General features: G+C 37.1%; 18 protein-coding genes. 8 read left to right on the top strand and 10 right to left on the bottom strand.

Annotated elements, in window-relative coordinates:
- Positions 1-124 precede the first annotated feature (124 nt).
- The gene (locus VZD24_RS08015) at positions 125-889 is read left to right on the top strand and encodes a class I SAM-dependent methyltransferase (protein WP_342687353.1); all 765 of its coding nucleotides are present in this window, start codon (positions 125-127) and stop codon (positions 887-889) included.
- Here VZD24_RS08015 and VZD24_RS08010 read toward each other — a convergent pair.
- From VZD24_RS08010 to VZD24_RS07975, 8 genes are all read right to left on the bottom strand, one after another.
- Positions 878-1,894: an FAD:protein FMN transferase gene (locus VZD24_RS08010; RefSeq protein WP_342687352.1), complete on the bottom strand. Its 1,017-nt coding sequence runs from the start codon at positions 1,892-1,894 to the stop codon at positions 878-880. The two genes, VZD24_RS08015 and VZD24_RS08010, sit on opposite strands and share 12 nt — an antisense overlap.
- A 54-nt stretch (positions 1,895-1,948) precedes the next feature.
- The gene (locus VZD24_RS08005; RefSeq protein WP_279450244.1) at positions 1,949-2,311 is read right to left on the bottom strand and encodes a DUF8840 domain-containing protein; all 363 of its coding nucleotides are present in this window, start codon (positions 2,309-2,311) and stop codon (positions 1,949-1,951) included.
- Positions 2,312-2,422: 111 nt separating this feature from the next.
- Positions 2,423-3,733, bottom strand: a complete 1,311-nt coding sequence (gene nqrF, locus VZD24_RS08000) for an NADH:ubiquinone reductase (Na(+)-transporting) subunit F (protein ID WP_279450186.1) — start codon at positions 3,731-3,733, stop codon at positions 2,423-2,425.
- 1 nt (position 3,734) lies between these two features.
- Positions 3,735-4,472 (bottom strand): NADH:ubiquinone reductase (Na(+)-transporting) subunit E, encoded by a 738-nt coding sequence (gene nqrE / locus VZD24_RS07995; RefSeq protein WP_279450185.1) that lies wholly within the window; start codon positions 4,470-4,472, stop codon positions 3,735-3,737.
- A 72-nt stretch (positions 4,473-4,544) separates the two neighbouring features.
- The gene (locus VZD24_RS07990) at positions 4,545-5,189 is read right to left on the bottom strand and encodes an NADH:ubiquinone reductase (Na(+)-transporting) subunit D (protein WP_279450184.1); all 645 of its coding nucleotides are present in this window, start codon (positions 5,187-5,189) and stop codon (positions 4,545-4,547) included.
- Positions 5,190-5,192: 3 nt separating this feature from the next.
- Positions 5,193-5,942, bottom strand: coding sequence for a Na(+)-translocating NADH-quinone reductase subunit C (locus VZD24_RS07985; RefSeq protein WP_342687351.1), 750 nt, complete (start codon positions 5,940-5,942; stop codon positions 5,193-5,195).
- A gap of 2 nt (positions 5,943-5,944) precedes the next feature.
- A complete protein-coding gene (locus VZD24_RS07980) occupies positions 5,945-7,144 on the bottom strand; it encodes an NADH:ubiquinone reductase (Na(+)-transporting) subunit B (RefSeq protein WP_279450182.1) in 1,200 nt (399 codons plus the stop codon).
- 35 nt (positions 7,145-7,179) lie between these two features.
- On the bottom strand, positions 7,180-8,532 hold the full coding sequence (locus tag VZD24_RS07975; protein ID WP_279450181.1) for a Na(+)-translocating NADH-quinone reductase subunit A: 1,353 nt from the start codon (positions 8,530-8,532) through the stop codon (positions 7,180-7,182).
- Between the two features lie 625 nt (positions 8,533-9,157).
- On the opposite strand from VZD24_RS07975, the gene VZD24_RS07970 reads away from it, so the two are divergent.
- The 6 genes from VZD24_RS07970 (at position 9,158) to VZD24_RS07945 (ending at position 16,352) form a co-directional block, all read left to right on the top strand.
- Positions 9,158-10,411: a type IX secretion system plug protein gene (locus VZD24_RS07970; protein ID WP_279450180.1), complete on the top strand. Its 1,254-nt coding sequence runs from the start codon at positions 9,158-9,160 to the stop codon at positions 10,409-10,411.
- 40 nt (positions 10,412-10,451) lie between these two features.
- Positions 10,452-11,552 carry a DUF3667 domain-containing protein gene (locus tag VZD24_RS07965; RefSeq protein WP_279450179.1) on the top strand — a complete coding sequence of 367 codons (1,101 nt, stop codon included), beginning with the start codon at positions 10,452-10,454 and terminating at the stop codon, positions 11,550-11,552.
- A 3-nt stretch (positions 11,553-11,555) separates the two neighbouring features.
- A complete protein-coding gene (apaG, locus tag VZD24_RS07960) occupies positions 11,556-11,942 on the top strand; it encodes a Co2+/Mg2+ efflux facilitator ApaG/CorD (RefSeq protein WP_279450178.1) in 387 nt (128 codons plus the stop codon).
- A gap of 457 nt (positions 11,943-12,399) precedes the next feature.
- A complete protein-coding gene (locus VZD24_RS07955) occupies positions 12,400-12,936 on the top strand; it encodes an SgcJ/EcaC family oxidoreductase (RefSeq protein WP_342687349.1) in 537 nt (178 codons plus the stop codon).
- Between the two features lie 15 nt (positions 12,937-12,951).
- Positions 12,952-13,425 carry a hypothetical protein gene (locus VZD24_RS07950; RefSeq protein ID WP_342687348.1) on the top strand — a complete coding sequence of 158 codons (474 nt, stop codon included), beginning with the start codon at positions 12,952-12,954 and terminating at the stop codon, positions 13,423-13,425.
- Between the two features lie 107 nt (positions 13,426-13,532).
- Entirely contained in the window at positions 13,533-16,352 is a 2,820-nt protein-coding gene (locus VZD24_RS07945; RefSeq protein ID WP_342687347.1) for an ATP-binding protein, read from the top strand.
- A 21-nt stretch (positions 16,353-16,373) separates the two neighbouring features.
- Here VZD24_RS07945 and VZD24_RS07940 read toward each other — a convergent pair whose 3' ends face one another.
- A complete protein-coding gene (locus VZD24_RS07940) occupies positions 16,374-17,090 on the bottom strand; it encodes an NRDE family protein (RefSeq protein ID WP_279450174.1) in 717 nt (238 codons plus the stop codon).
- A 188-nt stretch (positions 17,091-17,278) separates the two neighbouring features.
- On the opposite strand from VZD24_RS07940, the gene pruA reads away from it, so the two are divergent.
- Positions 17,279-18,904, top strand: a complete 1,626-nt coding sequence (gene pruA, locus VZD24_RS07935) for an L-glutamate gamma-semialdehyde dehydrogenase (protein WP_342687346.1) — start codon at positions 17,279-17,281, stop codon at positions 18,902-18,904.
- A gap of 77 nt (positions 18,905-18,981) precedes the next feature.
- Here pruA and VZD24_RS07930 read toward each other — a convergent pair whose 3' ends face one another.
- On the bottom strand, positions 18,982-20,286 hold the full coding sequence (locus VZD24_RS07930) for an Omp28-related outer membrane protein (protein WP_342687345.1): 1,305 nt from the start codon (positions 20,284-20,286) through the stop codon (positions 18,982-18,984).
- Positions 20,287-20,440 lie beyond the last annotated feature (154 nt).

Raw genomic sequence — 20,440 nt, 5'->3', positions numbered from 1 at the left:
TTACGCAGAGTTTCGCTGAGAAACTCGGAGAATCACAGAGAAATAGATAACGATTTAACAGAAACTATAATTGCTTTATAATTCAGCGTAAACCCTGTTTTCTCTGCAAAACAACCTATAATCATTGTTCAAAAAAATACTAAATATCATCCCGCGCCCTTTGCTTATTCGATTAAGTATTATAGGTCAACCAATTTTAGCTTTTTTTCTAAAAGGAAATAAATATACAGACCCAATAGATGGGAAATCGTACCGTAAGTTTCTTCCGTATGGGTACGAAGTTGTTCGTAAAAATGTACTTTCGCCCGGGACGCTTTCTTTGGAAAGACACAGATTATTTTGGCTCTATTTAAAAAATGAAACAGGTTTTTTTACCGAAAATATTAAAGTACTTCACTTTGCGCCCGAGCAGGCATTTTATAGAAAATTCAGAAAAATGAAAAATCTGGATTACACCACGACTGATCTAAATTCGCCCATTGCCGATGTAAAGGCCGATATCTGTAATTTACCATTTAACGATAACCAATTCGATTTTATAATCTGCAATCATGTGTTGGAACACATTCCCGACGATACAAAAGCGATGCAAGAAATTTTTCGTGTTTTAGCCCCCGGTGGCACAGCAATTTTGCAAGTTCCATACAAAGCCAAATTAAAAGAAACTTTTGAAGACAATACTATTACCGACCCAAAAGAGCGCGCAAAAATTTTTGGTCAGTATGATCACGTTCGCGTTTATGGAATGGATTATTTCACCAAATTGGAAAGTATCGGTTTTAAAGTTGAAGCTGTTGACTACACCAAAAGTTTTTCTTCAGAAGAAGTTGAAAAATACCGATTGCCTGTGGGCGAACTGATTCCCGTTTGTAAAAAGCTAGTTCACTAAATGTCTTTTAAAACCACGGGTCATAAATACTTGATGGCGGTTCAGCGAATCCGTATAGGTTAAATATGCTTCAATATTGGGTAGCTTTTTTAGTAATTCCTCCGATTTATTTAATCCCAAAGCCATAAACGAAGTAGCGTATGCATCGGCAAGAGCACAAGTTGGCGCGAGCACCGTGGCGCTAGTAACGTCGCTCATTTCAGCAGAGCCGGTTAAGGGATTTAAAGTATGCACGTATTTTTTACCAGTAACAGAATCAATTCTGAATTTTCGATAATTGCCAGACGAAGCCATTCCTATGTTTTTTAAAGCCACAATTGCTTCAATACTCCGATCTTCCAATTCAGAATCTACGGTTTCAATGCCAGCCGCCCATTTTTTATTTTTAGCTAGGTTTTCACCTTTCGTCAAAATTTCACCCCCCAATTCAATTAAGTAATCGGTTACGCCTTTAGACTCTAAATAACGTCCCAACAAATCAATTCCGAAGCCTTTTGCCACCGCATTAAAGTCGAAGTATATTTCTTGATGTTCTTTAGAAACAGTGCCATCAGCATTGATTTTTACTTTATGGAATCCCACGTATTTCATCAAAGAATCCAAGGTCGTGGTATCAATATTTTTCAATGGTTTTACGTCGCCAAAACCATAGGCATTTCGCAAAACCCCAACTGTAGGGTCAAAATAACCATTGGTTTTTTTATTTACTTCCTTCGAAATTTTAAACACTTCCAAAAATATGGAATCTACCACGACAGTAGTATCGCCAGCGTTCACTTTTGAAATGTCGCTTTGCGGGATATAAGTACTTACCGAATGATTTACACGCGCTATAACCGAATCTAAGCCTTTCTGTAAAACTTCGTTTTGATAGGTATAAAGTTGAATATTATAGGTGGTACCAAATGCTTCGCCTTGTAAGAATACGGGTTCGGGATTACTATTTCCACAGGCAAAAAGTAGAAACAGTACCGAAAGAAAAAGAAATTTAAGCGTGTGACGCATAAGACTTTATTTAATTATTGAAAATTCTACAAAGAAATTTGAAGGTTTAAAAAACTACGGAATTTCCTGCAACCCTTTATATACAACGGTGTAATCTTCGTTTTTAATAACGGGTTTGCCATAATCGGTACCGTGCCCCAAACCTACGCCGGCGTAATATGTCTTGGCTTCAAATTTACTTGCGTGCTCTTTTATTGTTTGCATAAAAAGCGGATCATACGCATGCGCATCCTGTGGATAAGTTATGGCACGCACTATAATAAAATGCAAAATTTTATCTTTTAGTGCTACGAATTGCGGATCGCGTTTTAATTTTGAATTTACGCCTAAAAATTCGTATCCATCAGCTTCCAACCGTTTGCCCACGATATTCATCGCGAGGTTATGCAACTCTTGTTTGGTTAGTTTCTCTCCCATGGTAGATTTCAAAATTACGAATATTTGAATGCATTTTTAATCTTCTTCGGCATAAAAAAACCGTTTCATTAAATTGAAACGGTTCTTTTGAAATTTTAGAAAAAATAATGATTATCCACCGAAGTCATCAAAACGAATATTTTCGTCCGGGATACCAAAATCTTCACCCATTTTTTGAACAGCTTGGTTCATTAATGGTGGGCCACAGAAGTAAAGCTCAATATCTTCCGGAGCTTCGTGGTGGTTTAGGTAATTGTCAATAACCACTTGGTGAATAAAGCCAACGAACCCGTCGCCTGCTTCGTCATTAATATCTTTTTTTACTTTCCAGTTATCTTCTTCGGCTGGTTCACTTAAGGCCAAATAGAATTTAAAGTTTGGAAATTCAGCCTCCAATTCTTTAAAATGATCTAAGTAGAAAAGTTCTCTTTTTGAACGTCCTCCATACCAATAAGTAACTTTTCTTCCAGTTTTAAGGGTTTTGAATAGATGATAAAGGTGCGATCGCATAGGTGCCATTCCGGCCCCACCACCAACGTATAGCATTTCTGCTTCGGATGGATTGATAAAGAACTCGCCATAAGGACCTGAAATTACCACCTTATCTCCTTCTTTACAGTTAAAGATATAAGAAGACGCAATACCCGGATTTACACTCATCCAACCGCCTTTTGCTCGATCGAAAGGTGGGGTGGCAATACGTACGTTAAGCATAATTTCGCGACCTTCTGCTGGGTAAGAAGCCATAGAGTATGCTCTTTCAACCGTTTCGGTGTTTTTCATTACCAATGGCCAAAGTTTAAACTTATCCCATTCGTCTTGAAATTTGTCTGGTGTTTCGTGCTCTTCAGGATGCGCGGTAATGTCCATATCTTCGAACTTAATTTCGCAAGGCGGTATTTCAATCTGAATATAACCTCCAGCCTTATAGTTCATATCTTCTGGAATTTCAACAACAAATTCTTTAATGAATGATGCAACGTTATAATTTCTTACAACGGTGGCGTCCCATTTTTTAATTCCGAATACTTCTTCAGGAATGGTGATGTTCATATCCTGTTTAACCTTTACTTGGCAGGCCAGTCGAATACCTTCCTGTAATTCCCTACGGGTGAAATGTGGCGTTTCTGTAGGTAGTGCTTCTCCGCCTCCTTCAACTACGTGGCATTCACACTGAATACAGGTACCCCCACCTCCACAGGCCGATGGAAGGAATATTTTTTCACTTCCCAAGGTTGACAATAGTGTTCCACCACTTTCAACTTCGATTACTTTTTCATCATTAATAGTAATTTTTACGGGACCAGATGGCGAAAGCTTCTGTTTGGTAAAAAGTAATAATGACACTAATAACAAGGTTAACACCAAAAAGGCGATTACCGTTACTATTATAACTCCTAGAGTACTTACTGCTAAAAACATACTATTGCTTCGTTATAGTTGAAACTTTTATCGTTTCCTCGGTTTCTATATTTTCTTGTTGAATCTGTTCTGATTCCATGCCCACATTTTCTGGGTTTCCTTCTAATGATGTGGTATCATCGCCACCTGTTAACATTCCACCAAAACTCATAAACCCAATAGCCATTAAACCTGTAATGATGAAAGTAATTCCTAAGCCACGTAAGGGAGCTGGCACATTTGAGTAGCGGATTTTTTCACGAATCGCGGCAATTGCCAAGATTGCTAAAAACCAACCTATTCCTGAGCTTATACCATAATTTAAAGCCAATCCTAAAGTTGGAATTTCTCTTGACTGCATAAATAATGAACCCCCTAAAATTGCACAGTTTACTGCAATTAAGGGAAGGAAAATACCCAAAGAGTTATATAATGAAGGTGAAAATTTTTCAACAACAATTTCTACCAACTGCACCATTGTAGCAATGGTAGCAATGAATAGAATAAATGAAAGGAAGCTTAGATCGTACGAAGCGTATTCTTCTCCTAGCCACGATAAAGCACCGTCTCTGAGTATATATTGGTCTAACAACCAGTTAATAGGCACGGTTACAGCCAATACAAAAATTACTGCCGCTCCTAACCCTACGGCCGTTGCTACTTTTTTAGATACTGCTAGATAAGAGCACATTCCAAGGAATGTTGCAAATACCATATTATCTATAAAGATTGATTTAAAAAATAACTCTATATGTTCCATTTTTTTGAGTATTCAGTTTGCAGTTACAGTTGGCAGTAAACATTTTACTGCTTCCAGCTATTGCCAAGTTTGTTATTCTTCTATTAAGTCTTTATTTTTTGAGCGTTGAACCCATATAATAATACCGATAACGATTAGGGCCATTGGCGACAAAAGCATAAAACCATTATTTTCATACCCTATGGCGTACAAACCTGTTTTTGTAATAGGATCTCCGAGCACTTTAAAACCTAAAAGTGTTCCTGAGCCCAGTAATTCTCTAAAGAAGCCTACAATTACAAGTATAACTCCATAACCGGCGGCGTTTCCAATACCGTCTAAAAACGATCGCCACGGGCCGTTACCTAGGGCAAAAGCTTCAAAACGCCCCATAATAATACAGTTGGTAATAATTAATCCGATGAAGACCGATAGTTCTTTACTTAGTTCATAAGCAAAGGCTTTTAACACTTGATCTACTATAATTACCAAAGCAGCAACTACCACTAACTGAACTATAATTCGAATTTTTGACGGTATAATATTTCGCATTAGGGATATTACTACGTTACCTACTCCCAAAACAAATATAACCGAAATGGCCATTACGATAGATGCTTTTAACTGTGCTGTAATAGCTAGTGCAGAACAGATTCCCAAAACCTGAATGGTAATTGGGTTATTGTCTGCCAATGGGTCTAATATTAACCTACTGTCTTTTTTTGATAGCAATGCCATAATTTATTGATTTATAGATTTTAGGTAAGGCAAGTACATTCTTACGTCCTTTTTAATCATTGCTGTAACCCCATCACCTGTGATGGTTGCTCCAGCAATTGCGTCAACCTTATTGTCTGCTTTATTTTCATTAATGGGATCATTGTTGCCTTTTGCAACTGTAATACCTTTAAAGGTGTCTCCATCCATTATGTTTTCACCTTCAAAATCGTCCATAAAATATCGTTGTTTTATTTCTGCCCCTAAACCAGGAGTTTCTCCGGCATGATCAAAAAACACTCCTTGCACAACCAATGATTTGTCTACAGCCACAAAGCCCCAAATGGCATCCCATAAACCTTTACCTCTCATTGGAATTATATAGAGGGTTTGGCCGTCCTTTTCCCCTACAAAAAGTGGCAACCTGCGCTCGTAGTTAGGATCTTTTGCTTTGGTCTCTTCTTTTTTAATATCTATTAAATAGGCCTCCGGATCTTCAGTTACATCATCGCCCTGAATAACCAATTGCTTTTTAATTTTTGTTGCGAATACTTCTTCCACTTTATCGGTAGAGATAAAGTTAATATCGCCATCGCCTTCATTATCGTTTACACCCATAGCGTAAAGAATGTTTTGCATTTTTTCAAAACGCTCGTTCAGTGTTATCTTGCTCTTAAGTCCTTGCGCTACGCCGGCCAAAAGAGACCCAACTACAAGCACCATAACAATTGCAAAGATAATAGTGTATGAATTTTTATCTGTATTCTTCGACATGATTACGCTGTTTTAGCTTTTAAACGTTTCAATCTCTTCTTAATATTTCCTTGTAACACATAGTGATCTATGGTTGGAGCAAATACATTCATCAATAATATTGCGAGCATCACTCCTTCTGGATAAGCTGGATTGAAAACCCGAATCAAGACTGAAATGAAACCGATAAAAAATCCATAAATCCATTTTCCTTTATTGGTCTGCGAAGCAGTTACAGGATCTGTAGCCATATATACAATACCAAACGCCAATCCGCCAATCACTAAATGATGCCAGAAAGTTTCGCTCATTAAGCCATAAAAACTACTGCCTTGCTGAATCCAACCTTGATCTACCACTCCGTTAAATATTAGCCCCATAACTACAGCGCCAATGACTGCAGAAAGCATAATGCGCCAGCTTCCCACCTTGGTGAAAATTAAAAACGCAGCACCCAATAAAATAAGGAACGTTGATGTTTCTCCTACAGAACCTGGAATAAAGCCCCAGAAACTATCCCATACGCTGTAAATTGGTTCGTGGTTTTGCGCCAGGCTTCCCAAAATGGTTTCGCCCGAGATTGCATCTGGTTTACCTGCCATTTCCTTTGCACCGTGCACCCATACTTTATCGCCACTCATCCAAGTAGGATAGGCGAAAAACAAGAAAGCACGGATCGTTAGTGCGGGGTTTAGAATATTCATTCCAGTTCCCCCAAAAACCTCTTTTCCTATAACTACACCAAAGATAACGGCAACGGTAAGCATCCATAGTGGAATATCTATAGGAACAATAAGCGGCACGAGCATTCCCGTTACTAAGTAACCTTCTTCTACTTCGTGGCCTTTTATTACCGCAAAAATAAATTCTACTCCAAGCCCTACCACATACGATACAATTACTAATGGCAAAACCGTCCAAGCGCCAAGGATAAAGTTATCCCAAGTAAAAAAATTGCCTAACGGATCTAACCTTAAAGTAGCGTCAATAGCAGCGTAATGCTGGTAACCTGCATTAAAAATCCCAAAGATCAAACATGGAACCAACGCCATAATGACGGTATTCATGGTACGCTTTAAATCGTCTGCCGCGCGTACGTGAGAACCAGAATGTGTAGTTTCATTCGGTGTGTACAAAAAGGTATGCAATGCATTAAATGCAGGAGCCATTTTTGTGCCCTTGTATTTTTCCTTTAGCTTATGTAAATTCTGTTTCAATCCCATATACTACTTATTTTTCATTTTTTCAAAATGAATAATTACCCAATTTCTTTATACATTAAATCAAGACCGTTCCTGATAATTTGCTGATGTGGTTGCTTACTTACGCAGATAAATTCGGTAAGCGCAAAATCTTCGGGAGCCACTTCGTACATTCCCAGAGCTTCCATTTCATCTAAATCCTGAATCATACAGGATTTCAACATTTGCAATGGATACATATCTAGCGGAAAAACTTCTTCATAACTACCCGTTACCACAAAATTACGATGCTCGCCATTGGTATTTGTGTCTAGATCGTATGTTTTATTGGGCATTAACCATGAAAAGGTAAGCGCTCTTGAAGTAGATATTTTATCGAAAACCGGTTTGTTCCAACCAAAAAGCTCATAATCGTCACCTTCGGGAATTACGGTTACCGTGTTGCTATAGTATCCTAAAAACCCTTTCGGAGAAATTTTTTGGCCGGTAAGCACATCGCCGCTAATAACACGAACATTTTCGTTATTTAATCCAGAATCGTATAAAAATGTTGATACTTCTGAACCAATTCGAGTTCTGTAATATTTAGGCGTTTTAACCTCAGAGCCTGAAAGTGCAATAATACGTTCGGCATTAAATTTACCGGTAAGTAACAATTCGCCAATAATAACAAGGTCTTGTGGTGCAACTGTCCAAATCACTTCACCTTTATTTACTGGGCCTATTTTGTTTATTTGTGTTCCTACATTTCCAGCAGGATGTGGACCGGACACATTGTGCAATACAATGTCTTTCATTCCTTTAAAAGGTGAGCTTCCGGTTTTATCAACACCTACATGCACTTTCCCCTTTGTGAGTTTGCTCAGTGCGGTAAGCGCTGCCTGTAGTTCGTTTTCCTTTCCGTTGAGTGAAAAATCTAAGTCGTTTGCCAAGGGGGCAGTACTAAATCCGGAGATAAATATATCTCTTGGCTCCTGCTCTGTATTGGCAATTACCGCATACGGCCGCTGCATAATAAACGGCCAGCATCCTGCTTCTAACAAGCGAGATTTAATAGCCTCTGCACTTGAAGAATTTGGACTTAAAACACCAAAATCCTTAAAAGAATCCTGTGCATCTGCTTCAATGGAAATTTCGGTGATAACACGTTTTGCGCCGCGTGAAATTTTAGTCAACGTACCACTAACGGGCGATACAAACTTTACAATTTCATTGCTTTTAGCGTAAAAAATAGTTTCACCAGCCTGAACTTTTCCACCTTCTTTAACCACCATTTTTGGAGTAACGAGATGAAAATCGGAAGGTCTTATTGCGAAAGTTCTTGATCGCGGAGCGTTCGATAAGGTTTTATCGGCTGCGCCCTGTAATTTAATGGTAAGACCTTTTTTAATCTTAATGTCTTTGGACATAAATATGGATATTAATAATGTCTTTTTAACACTCGTAATTCTCTCAAATTATATCGTCGGAGATTACGGGCGTGCAAATTTATAAATTAAAACCCTCATGGCACAATAAAAGGGTATAATTTTCTCTCTTATTAGGGATGATAACAATTTAAAATGCCATAAAACTTCAGGTTACTATCGGCGAAGTACAGAGGTTGTATAAATTCCCGTTACAAAAATACAGTAATAGCCTTTAAATCAGAAATATAACCCATTACCCGAATTTAATTTTTTTCGTAAAGCCACCAATTTTTTTCGAGGACGATAAAATTGAAAAGTTGGAATATTAATTGATTAATCAAAACTGGTGAAAATTCTATATTACCGTGAAATCGGCAACAGCAATAATGTACCTTTAGCATAGAAATTCTGTTTCTTTTAAATTCAATTTAAAATATTCTGAAGAACTGAAATATTTCCTTCGCCTTATGTAAGTTAGTGTTCTTAATTTTAAAACAACGAGCATCCAAAAATGGATAAAATAAAAAGGGCAACCTCAGTCTGCCCAAATAAATAATATAGCTTGGCACAAATTGCAAAAGAAGGAGGCACAAATTTTGTTATCTTAGCTTTTTAAACCACAACCATGTTAAAAACGTTTTCCACTGCATTACTTTTATTATTAACGGCCTTTCCGGCGCTCTCACAAATTGTTGAAAAAGTAGAACCTTTTTATATAAGCACCATTCAATTTCGCGGTGGCACAGACCTGAGCCAATTACCCATAATAAATTTGGGCAACAGCCTGCAGCTTTCTTTTGACGCTTTAAACGGTGAAGAAGAAGATTTTTATTATACAATTTCACACTATAATTTTGATTGGAGCCCGAGCGATCTTTCTAAAAGCGAGTATTTAGATGGTTTTGACGATGTGCGAATTCAAGATTATCAAAATTCGCTGAACACGCTGCAGATATATTCGCATTATCAACTTACCATTCCCAACCGCGATACTCGGGCCATTAAAAAAAGCGGAAACTACCTACTTAGTATTTTCAATAGTGATGGCGACCTTATTTTTACCCGAAAATTTTTGGTGATAGAAAATATCGCTTCCGTCGGGGTTGAAATAAAACGCGCACGCAACCTAAAAGTTATCGAGGAAAAACAAGTGGTGCATTTTACTGTAAATTCTCCCAATTTATTATTGATTAATCCAAAACAGACCGTAAAGACATTGGTCTTGCAAAACAGCAATCTAAAAACTGCCATTACCAATCTGGTACCCCAATATACTATGGGAAACGAACTTATTTATAGGTATGACCAGGAAGCGGCATTTGGCGGTGGCAACGAATTTTTGGCTTTTGACAATAAAGACGAACGCTCAGCCTCTAATGGCGTGCGCTCAATAGAAGTTACCGATGTATATGAAAACTATTTATACACAAATATTCCAAGATACAACAGACCGTACACCTATAATCCAGATATTAACGGAAATTTTGTAGTGCGAAATATCGATGCACAAAACCAAGCTATTGAAGCTGAATATGTACGTATGCATTTTAATCTTCAGTATTTTGATGATCTTGGTGAAAAGGAATTGCATCTTTACGGCAATTTTAACAATTGGACAATTGACGGGAGTACCTATATGAAGTATGACTCAAAGAGCGACACTTACCGCGCTACCCGTTTATTTAAACAAGGTTTTTACAACTATAAATACGTAGTTGTAAACCGGGATGGCACAATTGACCAAGGCGCTGTGAGTGGCGATTTTTGGCAAACCGAAAACGATTATACAGTGTTGGTATATTTTCGTGATTTGGGTGCGCGATACGACCGAATTATTGGCGCAGGGTATGCAAATTCTACCAACATCAGTAATAATTAATCGTTGAAAATTTGAGTTAAATTTCTTTTTTCAATATGCCATGAAACGCAAAAATAACGAACACTCCAACGGAAGAAAATCGTTACGATACCGTGGCATAAAATGCCTAAATTGTGAACACCCCTTAGACAAAAGCGATATATATTGTCCATACTGCTCACAGCGCAATAGTACTAAAAAACTCTCCTTAACAGATTTCTTCGAACAATTTTTTAGCAGCATATTTGTATATGATTCTAGATTGAGAAGTACATTTAAAGATTTATTATTCCGGCCGGGAAAAATAACGTTGTGGTACGTTCGTGGCCAACGATTAAAGTACGCCAACCCTTTTCGATTTTTTCTTAGCGTGTCTATAATATTCTTTTTGGTTAGCGGACTGCTCGATATTATAAATACGGAGAATAATGTAAATGAAGCCAACCAGGATTTTATAGCTAGCCCGGCCGATCGTGCCATCTTAGATTCTTTGGGGTTTTCCGTAAATAGAGCGGCAACAGCAATTAAAAAGGTAGATTCTATTAAGAGTTTAAAACCGGAAAAACCAATAGATTATTTATCCGAAAGCGAATTAGACTCGCTACCGTGGATGAAAAGTTATGCCGAACGTTTATCAATATACAACGACTTTTATGAAAAGTACAAAATAAAAAATGCTGCTGTAGCAATGGATAGCTTGCATCATAAAAACACATCCTTTAACAGATGGGTTTACAAAAAAAACGCCACCGCTGAAAAAATACGCGAAAATCCTTCCGAATTTATAAATTATGTAATTTCTAAAGTACCATTCTTTTTATTCTTTTATGCTCCGTTATACGCCTTGTTTTTCTGGCTAATTTATTCGCGTAAAAAATATACTTATATGGAGCATTTGGTGTTTATATTCCATATTTTCAGTTTTATATTCTTAGCAATGCTTCTCTCCATAATACCAGACCTGTTGCTGGATTGGCAATTTTTTGTTGGTAGTTTATTTTTAATTATAGGACCTATTTATTTTTATAAGGCATTAAGAAATTTTTACCAACAAAGCAGGATTGTTACATTAATAAAATTTGTATTTTTAAACGCTGCCTTTATAATAGGATTAACTATTGCTACAATTATTTTTGTCATTGCAAGTGCAGCACTCTATTAAACCATGGTACAACAAGTAACGCAAGGGATTAAGATTTCGGTTAAAACCGAATTTGATGGAACATTTTACAAGAACCGTAAAATGCAATATGCCTTTGCCTATAATATAACCATTGAAAACCAAGGTAAGGACACCGTGCAACTCACATCGCGCTTTTGGAAAATTAAGGATTCCCTCAATGCAACGGAAGTTGTGGAAGGCGAAGGAGTAATAGGTCAAAAACCAGTTCTTTTGCCCGGTGAAAAGCACTCCTACACGAGCGGTTGCTTACTTCTATCTCCATTTGGGGCGATGAAGGGCCATTATAACATGATTAATTACGCAACTACCCGTAAATTTAGAGTTTCCATTCCACTATTTAAATTAAGCGCCCCTTTTTCAATGAATTAAGTGCTCTTTGCTTAAAACTCTAATTTCCAATTACGCTTACTAAAACTTTTGACGCATCAACTATAATTTTTGAAGCACTATACCCCCTATGCTTTAAATCTGTTAATCAATGCTAATTTTCTTCAAACGGGTATCTTCTATTTGATTTTACATTTGACACATCAAATTTTATTAACCAGCATTAAAAAATGTAGAATCATGCAAAACTCTATTCAAATCAGTTCAGAATTCCGAATCACTTTATACTTCCTGTTAATTTTTGCTGTTTCCTTAGCCGTTATTTATGGAGGCTATCGTATTGCAGAATTAATTTGGAACCAACTTGCAGAGCAAATAGCCTTAGAAATCAATAGGTGGTCTGTAGCCTCGTTACTATCTCAATAATTAATGTTTTAAAAACAGTTCCGGAAAGCACATATCTGGAAATAACTATTTATTAATCTTAAACAAAATCATTATGAAACGTATTTTATTATTGTTAACAATTGTTCTTATGCCAACCTTTACAAATGCCCAAAAAGCCAGTGACGAAAAGGAATTAAAAAATTTGGTTGGAACACTGCAAAAAGGATGGAACACTGCAAACGGTGAAAAATTTGCAAGCGCCTTTGCTGAACCTCATGATTTTATAGTGTGGAACGGATTTTATTATAAGAACAATACAATTCAAAACAATTCGGAAACACATCAATGGATATTTAATACCATGTATAAAGACACCCAGCTTTATTATGCAATTGACAAAATTAAATTTTTAAATGAAAACGTTGCTTTACTTCACATATTGGGTGCCGTAACTGCCAAAGATAAAATGCGTCCCAAAGACCCGCAGGTGTTAATAACACTAATCGCGCAAAAACAGGGGGGTCACTGGAAGATTGTTTCTTTCCATAACCTTGACCTGGAAGTTTTTCAAAATGAAGAAATGCGCAAAAATTCGCCGGTACCACCTTCTGTGATGTATGCTTCCTGGTATTCAGAAAATACTAAATAATAAAATTTAAATACGATGAAAAATTTTATTTACGCCTTATGTTGCCTTAGTTTTTGCAGCATTGTTGGGGGTGCCATTTATGAGCACGTAAATATAGTTCCGCAATGGGCAAAAGCGCCTCCGGCCTCATTAGCAATGTTTCAAGGAGATTATGGAGCAAGAGTTGAAGTTTTCTGGATGTTTATACACCCTATAACATTATTCCTTTTTGCAATTACATTATTCGTTTCTTGGAAATCGGCAAGAAGAAAACATATTGTTTTTCCACTAGCACTCTATTTAATCGTGCTTGTAACAACTTCCATCTATTTTGTTCCAGAACTTGTAGAAATTTTAGGAACCACTTATAGCACAACTATCGACCAATCATTGGTTGAAAGAGCGCATCTTTGGGAAAGTTTAAGCCATTTACGGTTACTTTTTATTGCGGTTGCTTCGGTGTATTTATTGTCGGGTTTAACAAAACCTGAAAGCAACAAATTAACTTAAAACAATTAGTTTTTTAATGAGTGTCTGTTAAATAATCAACAGACACTCAATCTTACAAAATTGATTTTCATTATCTTAACTGTTCAAAATAAATAACAAACCAACCAATGCGGTTTATTTTATTCTATTGTATTGCATATATTTTCTTCGGAAACACTTTCCTCTCCGCACAAACGGAAATAGAGGTTGATTCATCGAACAGCTATATAATTTCAACTAATTACCCAATTCAAAATGTATTTTCAAAAACAAAAATTTTAAAGGAAAATGCCGAAAATATTTCCATTAACGATATTCTTCAAACTTCAATAAAAAGTAATTTTGAAACCTTAAAAGACTCAATAATTACAGATAAGAATGCAGTTTGGCTACATATATCATTTTACCCAAAAGTATCACTTACGGACCATCAAATAATTCTAAAAAGAAATTCGATAAATAATAATTTTGTAACACCCCACGATAGCATAAGTGCGTATTACATAAAAAACAAGCGAATAATTGACAGTACCAAAAGCGGTATTTACATTCCTGCCTCCCAAAAAAAAGTCCCTTTTCCTGCTAGTAGGAATAGTTTCCCAATATCATTAAAAAAGGATGAGCCTGTGGAACTATACCTACACATTTTCGACAAAAGAGCTATTTATACGCAACTTATAATTAGGAATTCCACAATACCTTTTAAGAAAAACGGAACTTCGGTTTGGCTCTCTGCATTTGCCTTAATTCTTGCCGTTTATGTGCTGGCTTTTTTCTTTTACACCAGAGATCGGTCGTATTTATATCTTTTTGCTTTTTATACCTGTATAGCTATATATGAACATTTTGTGGAAAGCAATTTGCCTTTGTTAGAATTTTTCTTTGCTGAAATACCGCGTGCATCCATTGTCTCTTGGATCGTTCTGACCTTGGGAAGTAAAGTTTTCTTCCTGCAATTTGGCAGAAAATTCACCAACCTTAAACACTTTTCACCATTTTGGGATAAAGCCGTAATTGGTCTAATTATTTATTTTTTATTGGCCATAACAATTCAGTTATATATGCTTACCCAGGGAATAAATCCTTTAAATTATTATCAATATATTTTTGCGGGAGTCGGGTTTTTGGGCGTCCTTGTGGTAACCCTCCGCCTATTCTTCCTAAAGGACACCTTGCTCAAATATTTTGCTTTTTCCGCAATTTGGTCCTTTGTATTTTCTATTCTAGGCATTTTATGGGAAAATGGAGTAATACCTTTTTGGAATTATATAAATCCGTGGTTAATTGCCAATACCGGACTCATGTTTATATTAGCACTTGCCATTGCCAGAAAACTGCAACTGAGTGAACGCGCCAAGGCCGAAGTGGAAAAAGTACGCGAGATTGATTCCATAAAATCCAAGTTTTTTACAAATATATCGCATGAATTCCGAACGCCTTTATCACTTATTTTGGGCCCAATAAATCAATCTTTGGAAAATATCCCTGCTGCCGAAGCTATTGAGGAGCATACTGAAATTCCTGTAAAAGGCAAGCATTTAAAGGTGATGAAACGCAATGCGCTAAGACTTCAAAACTTGGTTGAACAAATTCTGGAACTTTCAAAACTGGACCAAGGCGAAATGAAATTGCAGGTAGCTCCGGGAGATCTTGTTCAGTTTTTACGCTCTCTCGTTTTTTCTTTTGAAAGCTTAACAGAACTTAAACGTATTAATTTCCAGACCAACTTTCCTAAAACCATTCCAAACGCTTATTACGACCGTGATAAACTTGAAAAAATTGTGGTTAACCTACTCTCAAACGCCATAAAATTTACGCCCGAACACGGTAAGGTTTCAGTGTGGGTTGAAGAAAATGGAAAAGAAGTAAAAATTTCTATTGCTGATACCGGATCGGCAATGAAAGGGAGTGAAATAGACAAGATTTTTGACCGATTTTATCAAACCGAGGAAAACCAGGATCAAGGAACCGGAATTGGCTTGGCATTGGTAAAAGAATTGGTAGAATTATATCGCGGACAGATTAACGTTGATAGTACGGAGGGAAAAGGCACCGTGTTTAAAGTAATTATTCCTTACAATAAATCACATTTTCAAGAAGTTGAAATTTTAGAAGAAATTATAGAAAAACCTATTATTGAAAGAGATTCCAATGAATTGATTTCAGATACGGAAACCATTTCAAATATAGAAAACCAAGACTCACGCCTTCCGCTTTTGCTAATAATTGAAGACAATCCCGACCTTCGCCACTATATTGCCGAGCAATTGGAAAAGGAGTTTAAAATAATTACAGCAAAAGATGGAAAAGAAGGTTTAAAAATTGCGGAAACACAACTTCCTGACCTTGTTATCAGCGACGTAATGATGCCAAAAATGACCGGTATAGAACTCTGCGAAATATTAAAAAAGGATATAAAAACCTGCCATATTCCGGTAATATTGTTGACGGCAAAAGCTGGTCAAACGGCTAAATTAAAAGGTCTGAAAACCGGTGCAGACGATTATTTAACCAAGCCGTTTGACGGACACGAATTGTTAATTAGGTCCAAAAATCTACTGTCCCAACGCGAAACATTACGGAATAAATTTGCAGGCGAATTAAAAATTCGCCCTACGGAATTATTTTTGAATTCAGTGGACGAGAAGTTTATCAGCCTAGTTATAAGCGAAGTGGAAAAGAATTTAGGAAACGAATATTATTCTGTAGAAGATTTGGCGAATTCGGTAGGTTTTAGTCGCTCCCAACTAAACCGAAAACTTAAAAGCCTAACCAACAAATCTCCCAACCAATTAATTCGAGAATTCAGACTCACCCGTGCCAAGGAAATGCTGGAGCAAAAAAGTGCCTCCGTATCCGAAATTGCATATAGTGTGGGCTATTCAAACCTTTCGTATTTTTCTAAAAGTTATAAAGAAGCTTTTGGCGAGCCGCCCAGTGAAACATGAATATTTCACTTTTTGTAAAAATTAGTATTGTAAATCAATCTCCGAATCACTGCGTATCCCTGTCTGTAAATCTTCATATCGCATTGCTATTCCATCTGCACTATTAGAGATTTGCGTAATGCTTTTGGTTTTTATAAACCCACGATCCATAATAAGATTACTGTTTAAATCTCCTTCGCCCGCTTCTTTATGAAAGTGAAGAATTTCGGCACCGGACGGTTTTGGGAAATTTAATAAAAATGCTGAAAACCACTCTTCGCGTTTCATTTTTAAATTTTTGGGATATAATGGCGATGAGGACCAAATATGGGGCGCCAGCAGCAATTCAGAAAAATGGTACGCTATGCCATCCCAAACCAATTGATACAATTTAATTAGCGAATTCCATTCAACAATAATTGCCGTAAAAGGCTCAATATCTTTAAAATTGTAATTTTCAACTTCAACTTTTAAACCGTTAGTTTTCAACAAATCTTTTACTACTATGCCTCTACTTTTTCTATAAAAATCTTTGCGTTTATGCGCAACAAAGCCACCATTCATAAGAGTTACCACTCTTTTTTTTTCACTTACACCTATCCAAGTACCACCTGCAACGGCATCTTTTGGGTAGAGCAAGTTTACGTTTTCTTCGGTGTATATCTGTGGCGGAAAGGTTGCTCGCCCAGGGGTTTCATCCCTATTGGAGGTTAATATAAACCCATTGTTTGGTTTCGGAATAAAAGTTACGGTACACATACTAAATAATTGTTTCCCGAAACTACAAAAGGAAAACCGAAAATTTTAAAATTCCAGCTCTAATTTGAACAAAAGTCAACGGCCCAATTTTTAATTCGGAATTTTAAGGTTTGGTGCTATCATTTCAAGGTTAGATGTTTCCGTTTTTGTACCTTTGCAATCTTCATAAACACAAAAATAAAAAAGTAATGGGAAATGGATTTTTTGAAGTGCCAATCGCCGTTAATGAACCTGTAAAAAGTTATGCTCCAGGTTCTACAGAACGAGAAGAAGTGCTCGAAACTTATAGAGAAATGTACAAGGCTACTATAGAGGTGCCTTTATTCATCAACGGAAAAGAGGTTAAAACAAAAGAAACCGCCACGATGTCTCCGCCGCACGACCATAAGCACGTGCTTGGAACTTACCATAAAGCCACAAAGAAGAATGTAGAAGAAGCAATTTCTACTGCATTGGAAGCAAGAAAAAAATGGGCCGTAATGCCCTGGGAACAACGCGCTGGAATTTTTCTACGCGCTGCCGAATTGATTGCCGGACCGTACAGAGCCAAGATTAATGCGGCTACAATGCTAGCCCAATCAAAAAATATTTATCAAGCTGAAATTGATTCGGCGTGTGAGCTTATCGATTTTCTTCGATTTAACGTGCAGTATATGACCGAAATCTATGCAGAGCAGCCAGAATCTACTTCGGCAGCGTGGAACCGCATTGAATACAGACCTTTGGAAGGTTTTATTTACGCAATTACACCTTTTAACTTTACTGCAATTGCAGGAAACCTACCCGCAAGTGCTGCATTAATGGGCAACGTAGTTGTTTGGAAACCCAGTAACACGCAGGTGTATTCTGCAAAAGTTATTATGGATGTATTCCGCGAAGCAGGCGTTCCAGCCGGAGTAATAAATATGGTGATGGGCGATGCCGCCATGATTTCTGACACCTTAATGGCGAGTCCAGATTTTAGTGGAGTTCATTTTACAGGTTCCACAGGCGTTTTTCAAGGAATTTGGAAAAAAATAGGCGACAATATTACAAATTATAAAACCTACCCACGCATCGTTGGAGAAACTGGCGGAAAAGATTTTATTGTTGCGCACAAAACTTCGAACCCAAAACAAGTTGCCACAGCTATGGCTCGTGGTGCTTTTGAATTTCAAGGGCAAAAATGTAGCGCGGCGAGCCGATGCTATATCTCTGACAGTATTTGGGATGACGTTAAAAAATATTTGATAGACGATATTCGATCCTTTAAAATGGGCACCCCAGAAGATATGGGTAATTTTATAAATGCCGTTATTAGCGAAAGTTCTTTTGATAAGCTTGCAAGTTATATTGATGCAGCCAAAAAAGACAAAAGCGTTGAGATTATTGCAGGTGGAAATTACGACAAAAGCAAAGGATATTTTATTGAGCCTACCGTAATTGTAGTAAAAGATCCAAAATACACTACAATGTGTACTGAATTATTTGGCCCAGTACTTACCGTATATGTTTACAGCGATAAAAAGTGGGAAGAAACCTTACAATTAGTAGATGAAACTAGCGAATATGCATTAACCGGTGCTGTTTTTAGTGAGGATAGATATGCTTTAGAACAAGCTGTAAAAGCACTTGAAAACGCAGCGGGTAACTTCTACATTAATGATAAACCTACCGGTGCTGTTGTTGGGCAACAACCTTTCGGTGGCGCTCGTGCAAGTGGAACTAACGACAAAGCAGGAAGCAAACAAAACCTATACCGATGGATTTCACCAAGAATGGTGAAGGAAACATTTGTATCTCCTACAGATTATAGATATCCTTTTTTAGGATAGTTATCAAATCGAAACTATAAAAAAAACCCATCCCGATAATTTTCAGGATGGGTTTTTTAGTTTTGAAAAGTTACGCGTTATTCAAAAGTTTTGTTTTCGCCAACTTCTGCGTGTTGCGAGTTTTTCGCATTATTGTCAGAATCTACAACCATAACAACCACCGCTAAATTATCTACGTTATACTCCGCAGGAATCTCAAGGCTGTATTGCTTTTTAAATTCGGCATACGCTGGAGTTTCGGTAATTGCATCGCCAAAAATATCGCTCAGCGAATTTCTAAGAGCATCGTTATGTACAAAATCTGGTATTGGGTTTCCGTGACCTTCTAGCGGGTGACCCGAAGTAGCGTTAAAATAATTTGCTTGTGCATAGATAATTCCACTTTCAACAAGGTAGACAACTATTTTGTCGCCCGTTACAGATCCGCTGGCATAAACAACTTTAACATCTACGGTTAAGTTAGCCCCAGTAATTTTAGAATCAATAGCTATAGCAAGATCGGTGTCAGTACCTGCCATTGCTAAAACATCGTTCACATTGTATGGGTCAAGCCATTTTTGTTTACGATTAAGTCTTGCTTGTGGCAAGCCTCCTATTCCAAAGGCATCTTTTAAATCTTGCACTCTTTCAAAATGCATTGGGTCTGGAAGTGAAGCTCCTGTTTCGTGAATAGCAACAACTGAAATATGATTTGTAGCTACTTTAGCGGTATCAATAGCAAGTGCTACTGCTGGGCAAAAGCCGCACCAAGTACCCGTATAATCTTCTATTACTACTTTTCTTTTGGGCGTATAAACCGAGAAGTTTTTTGGAGCCGTAGTATACGTTTCATTTTCTACCACATACTCTGCGTAAACCTCAAAGGTCCCGTCGCTTGAAGAAGAAAAAGTAAAACCGGCGATTGCATTTCCATTTACATAAAAAGTTGCATCTGCCGCCTCATTATTGCCATCGCTATCTAGCAACCCAAAAGTTATTGTCTGATTTTTCATGGCTCTAGGCGCATCAATAGTCAATGCTCTTTCGGTTTGTGCGAGTACTTCAAAATTTAGAACATTACTGTTTATATCGTCATAAACGGCTTTTACAGCAAAGGTGCCCGTTTCGGCGAATATATGCGTTCTTCCGGAAATTGGCTCGTCATTAATATAATAGGATGCCATTTCCGAATAATCTTCGCCATCGCTACCTAACACGGTAAAAACCACTACATCATCTACCGATAAAACTTCAAGTTCGCCTGTTCCGGCGTCACTTTTTAGTTCTAAGGTTAAACCAGGGTCTGCGGGTACAAAAGGATCTTCTTTTTTGCTACAGGAAATAACTGCAACGGCTATAATAGCAAATAAAAACAAGGGTTTAAAATAGGGATAGATTTTCATATTACGAATACTTTTATAAATAAAAAATGTGCGCTAATATAGTTTAATTCTCAAAAAGGGTTTGGTTAAATATGTTAAATGAGCAATTTTCAACTAATCTAATTCAAAATTCATTAAAAAAAACTTAATATTGCTTCACAAAAATAATCACAAA

Source organism: Aequorivita flava (assembly GCF_038742595.1).
Classification (GTDB): Bacteria; Bacteroidota; Bacteroidia; order Flavobacteriales; family Flavobacteriaceae; genus Aequorivita; species Aequorivita marisscotiae.
The sequence above is the reverse complement of the archived record's forward strand: the minus strand, read 5'-3'. Positions and strand labels throughout refer to the sequence as shown.

What these genes read in the sequence shown, in the direction of transcription:
- VZD24_RS07930 (WP_342687345.1), bottom strand. Translation starts at nt 20,286, where the DNA reads ATGAAAATCTATCCCTATTTTAAACCCTTGTTTTTATTTGCTATTATA.
- VZD24_RS07975 (WP_279450181.1), bottom strand. Translation starts at nt 8,532, where the DNA reads ATGTCCAAAGACATTAAGATTAAAAAAGGTCTTACCATTAAATTACAG.
- VZD24_RS07945 (WP_342687347.1), top strand. Translation starts at nt 13,533, where the DNA reads ATGCGGTTTATTTTATTCTATTGTATTGCATATATTTTCTTCGGAAAC.
- nqrF (WP_279450186.1), bottom strand. Translation starts at nt 3,733, where the DNA reads ATGTTTTTAGCAGTAAGTACTCTAGGAGTTATAATAGTAACGGTAATC.
- VZD24_RS07970 (WP_279450180.1), top strand. Translation starts at nt 9,158, where the DNA reads ATGTTAAAAACGTTTTCCACTGCATTACTTTTATTATTAACGGCCTTT.
- nqrE (WP_279450185.1), bottom strand. Translation starts at nt 4,472, where the DNA reads ATGGAACATATAGAGTTATTTTTTAAATCAATCTTTATAGATAATATG.
- pruA (WP_342687346.1), top strand. Translation starts at nt 17,279, where the DNA reads ATGGGAAATGGATTTTTTGAAGTGCCAATCGCCGTTAATGAACCTGTA.
- VZD24_RS07965 (WP_279450179.1), top strand. Translation starts at nt 10,452, where the DNA reads ATGAAACGCAAAAATAACGAACACTCCAACGGAAGAAAATCGTTACGA.
- VZD24_RS07950 (WP_342687348.1), top strand. Translation starts at nt 12,952, where the DNA reads ATGAAAAATTTTATTTACGCCTTATGTTGCCTTAGTTTTTGCAGCATT.
- VZD24_RS07990 (WP_279450184.1), bottom strand. Translation starts at nt 5,189, where the DNA reads ATGGCATTGCTATCAAAAAAAGACAGTAGGTTAATATTAGACCCATTG.
- VZD24_RS08005 (WP_279450244.1), bottom strand. Translation starts at nt 2,311, where the DNA reads ATGGGAGAGAAACTAACCAAACAAGAGTTGCATAACCTCGCGATGAAT.
- VZD24_RS08010 (WP_342687352.1), bottom strand. Translation starts at nt 1,894, where the DNA reads ATGCGTCACACGCTTAAATTTCTTTTTCTTTCGGTACTGTTTCTACTT.
- VZD24_RS07940 (WP_279450174.1), bottom strand. Translation starts at nt 17,090, where the DNA reads ATGTGTACCGTAACTTTTATTCCGAAACCAAACAATGGGTTTATATTA.
- VZD24_RS07955 (WP_342687349.1), top strand. Translation starts at nt 12,400, where the DNA reads ATGAAACGTATTTTATTATTGTTAACAATTGTTCTTATGCCAACCTTT.
- VZD24_RS07985 (WP_342687351.1), bottom strand. Translation starts at nt 5,942, where the DNA reads ATGTCGAAGAATACAGATAAAAATTCATACACTATTATCTTTGCAATT.
- apaG (WP_279450178.1), top strand. Translation starts at nt 11,556, where the DNA reads ATGGTACAACAAGTAACGCAAGGGATTAAGATTTCGGTTAAAACCGAA.
- VZD24_RS07980 (WP_279450182.1), bottom strand. Translation starts at nt 7,144, where the DNA reads ATGGGATTGAAACAGAATTTACATAAGCTAAAGGAAAAATACAAGGGC.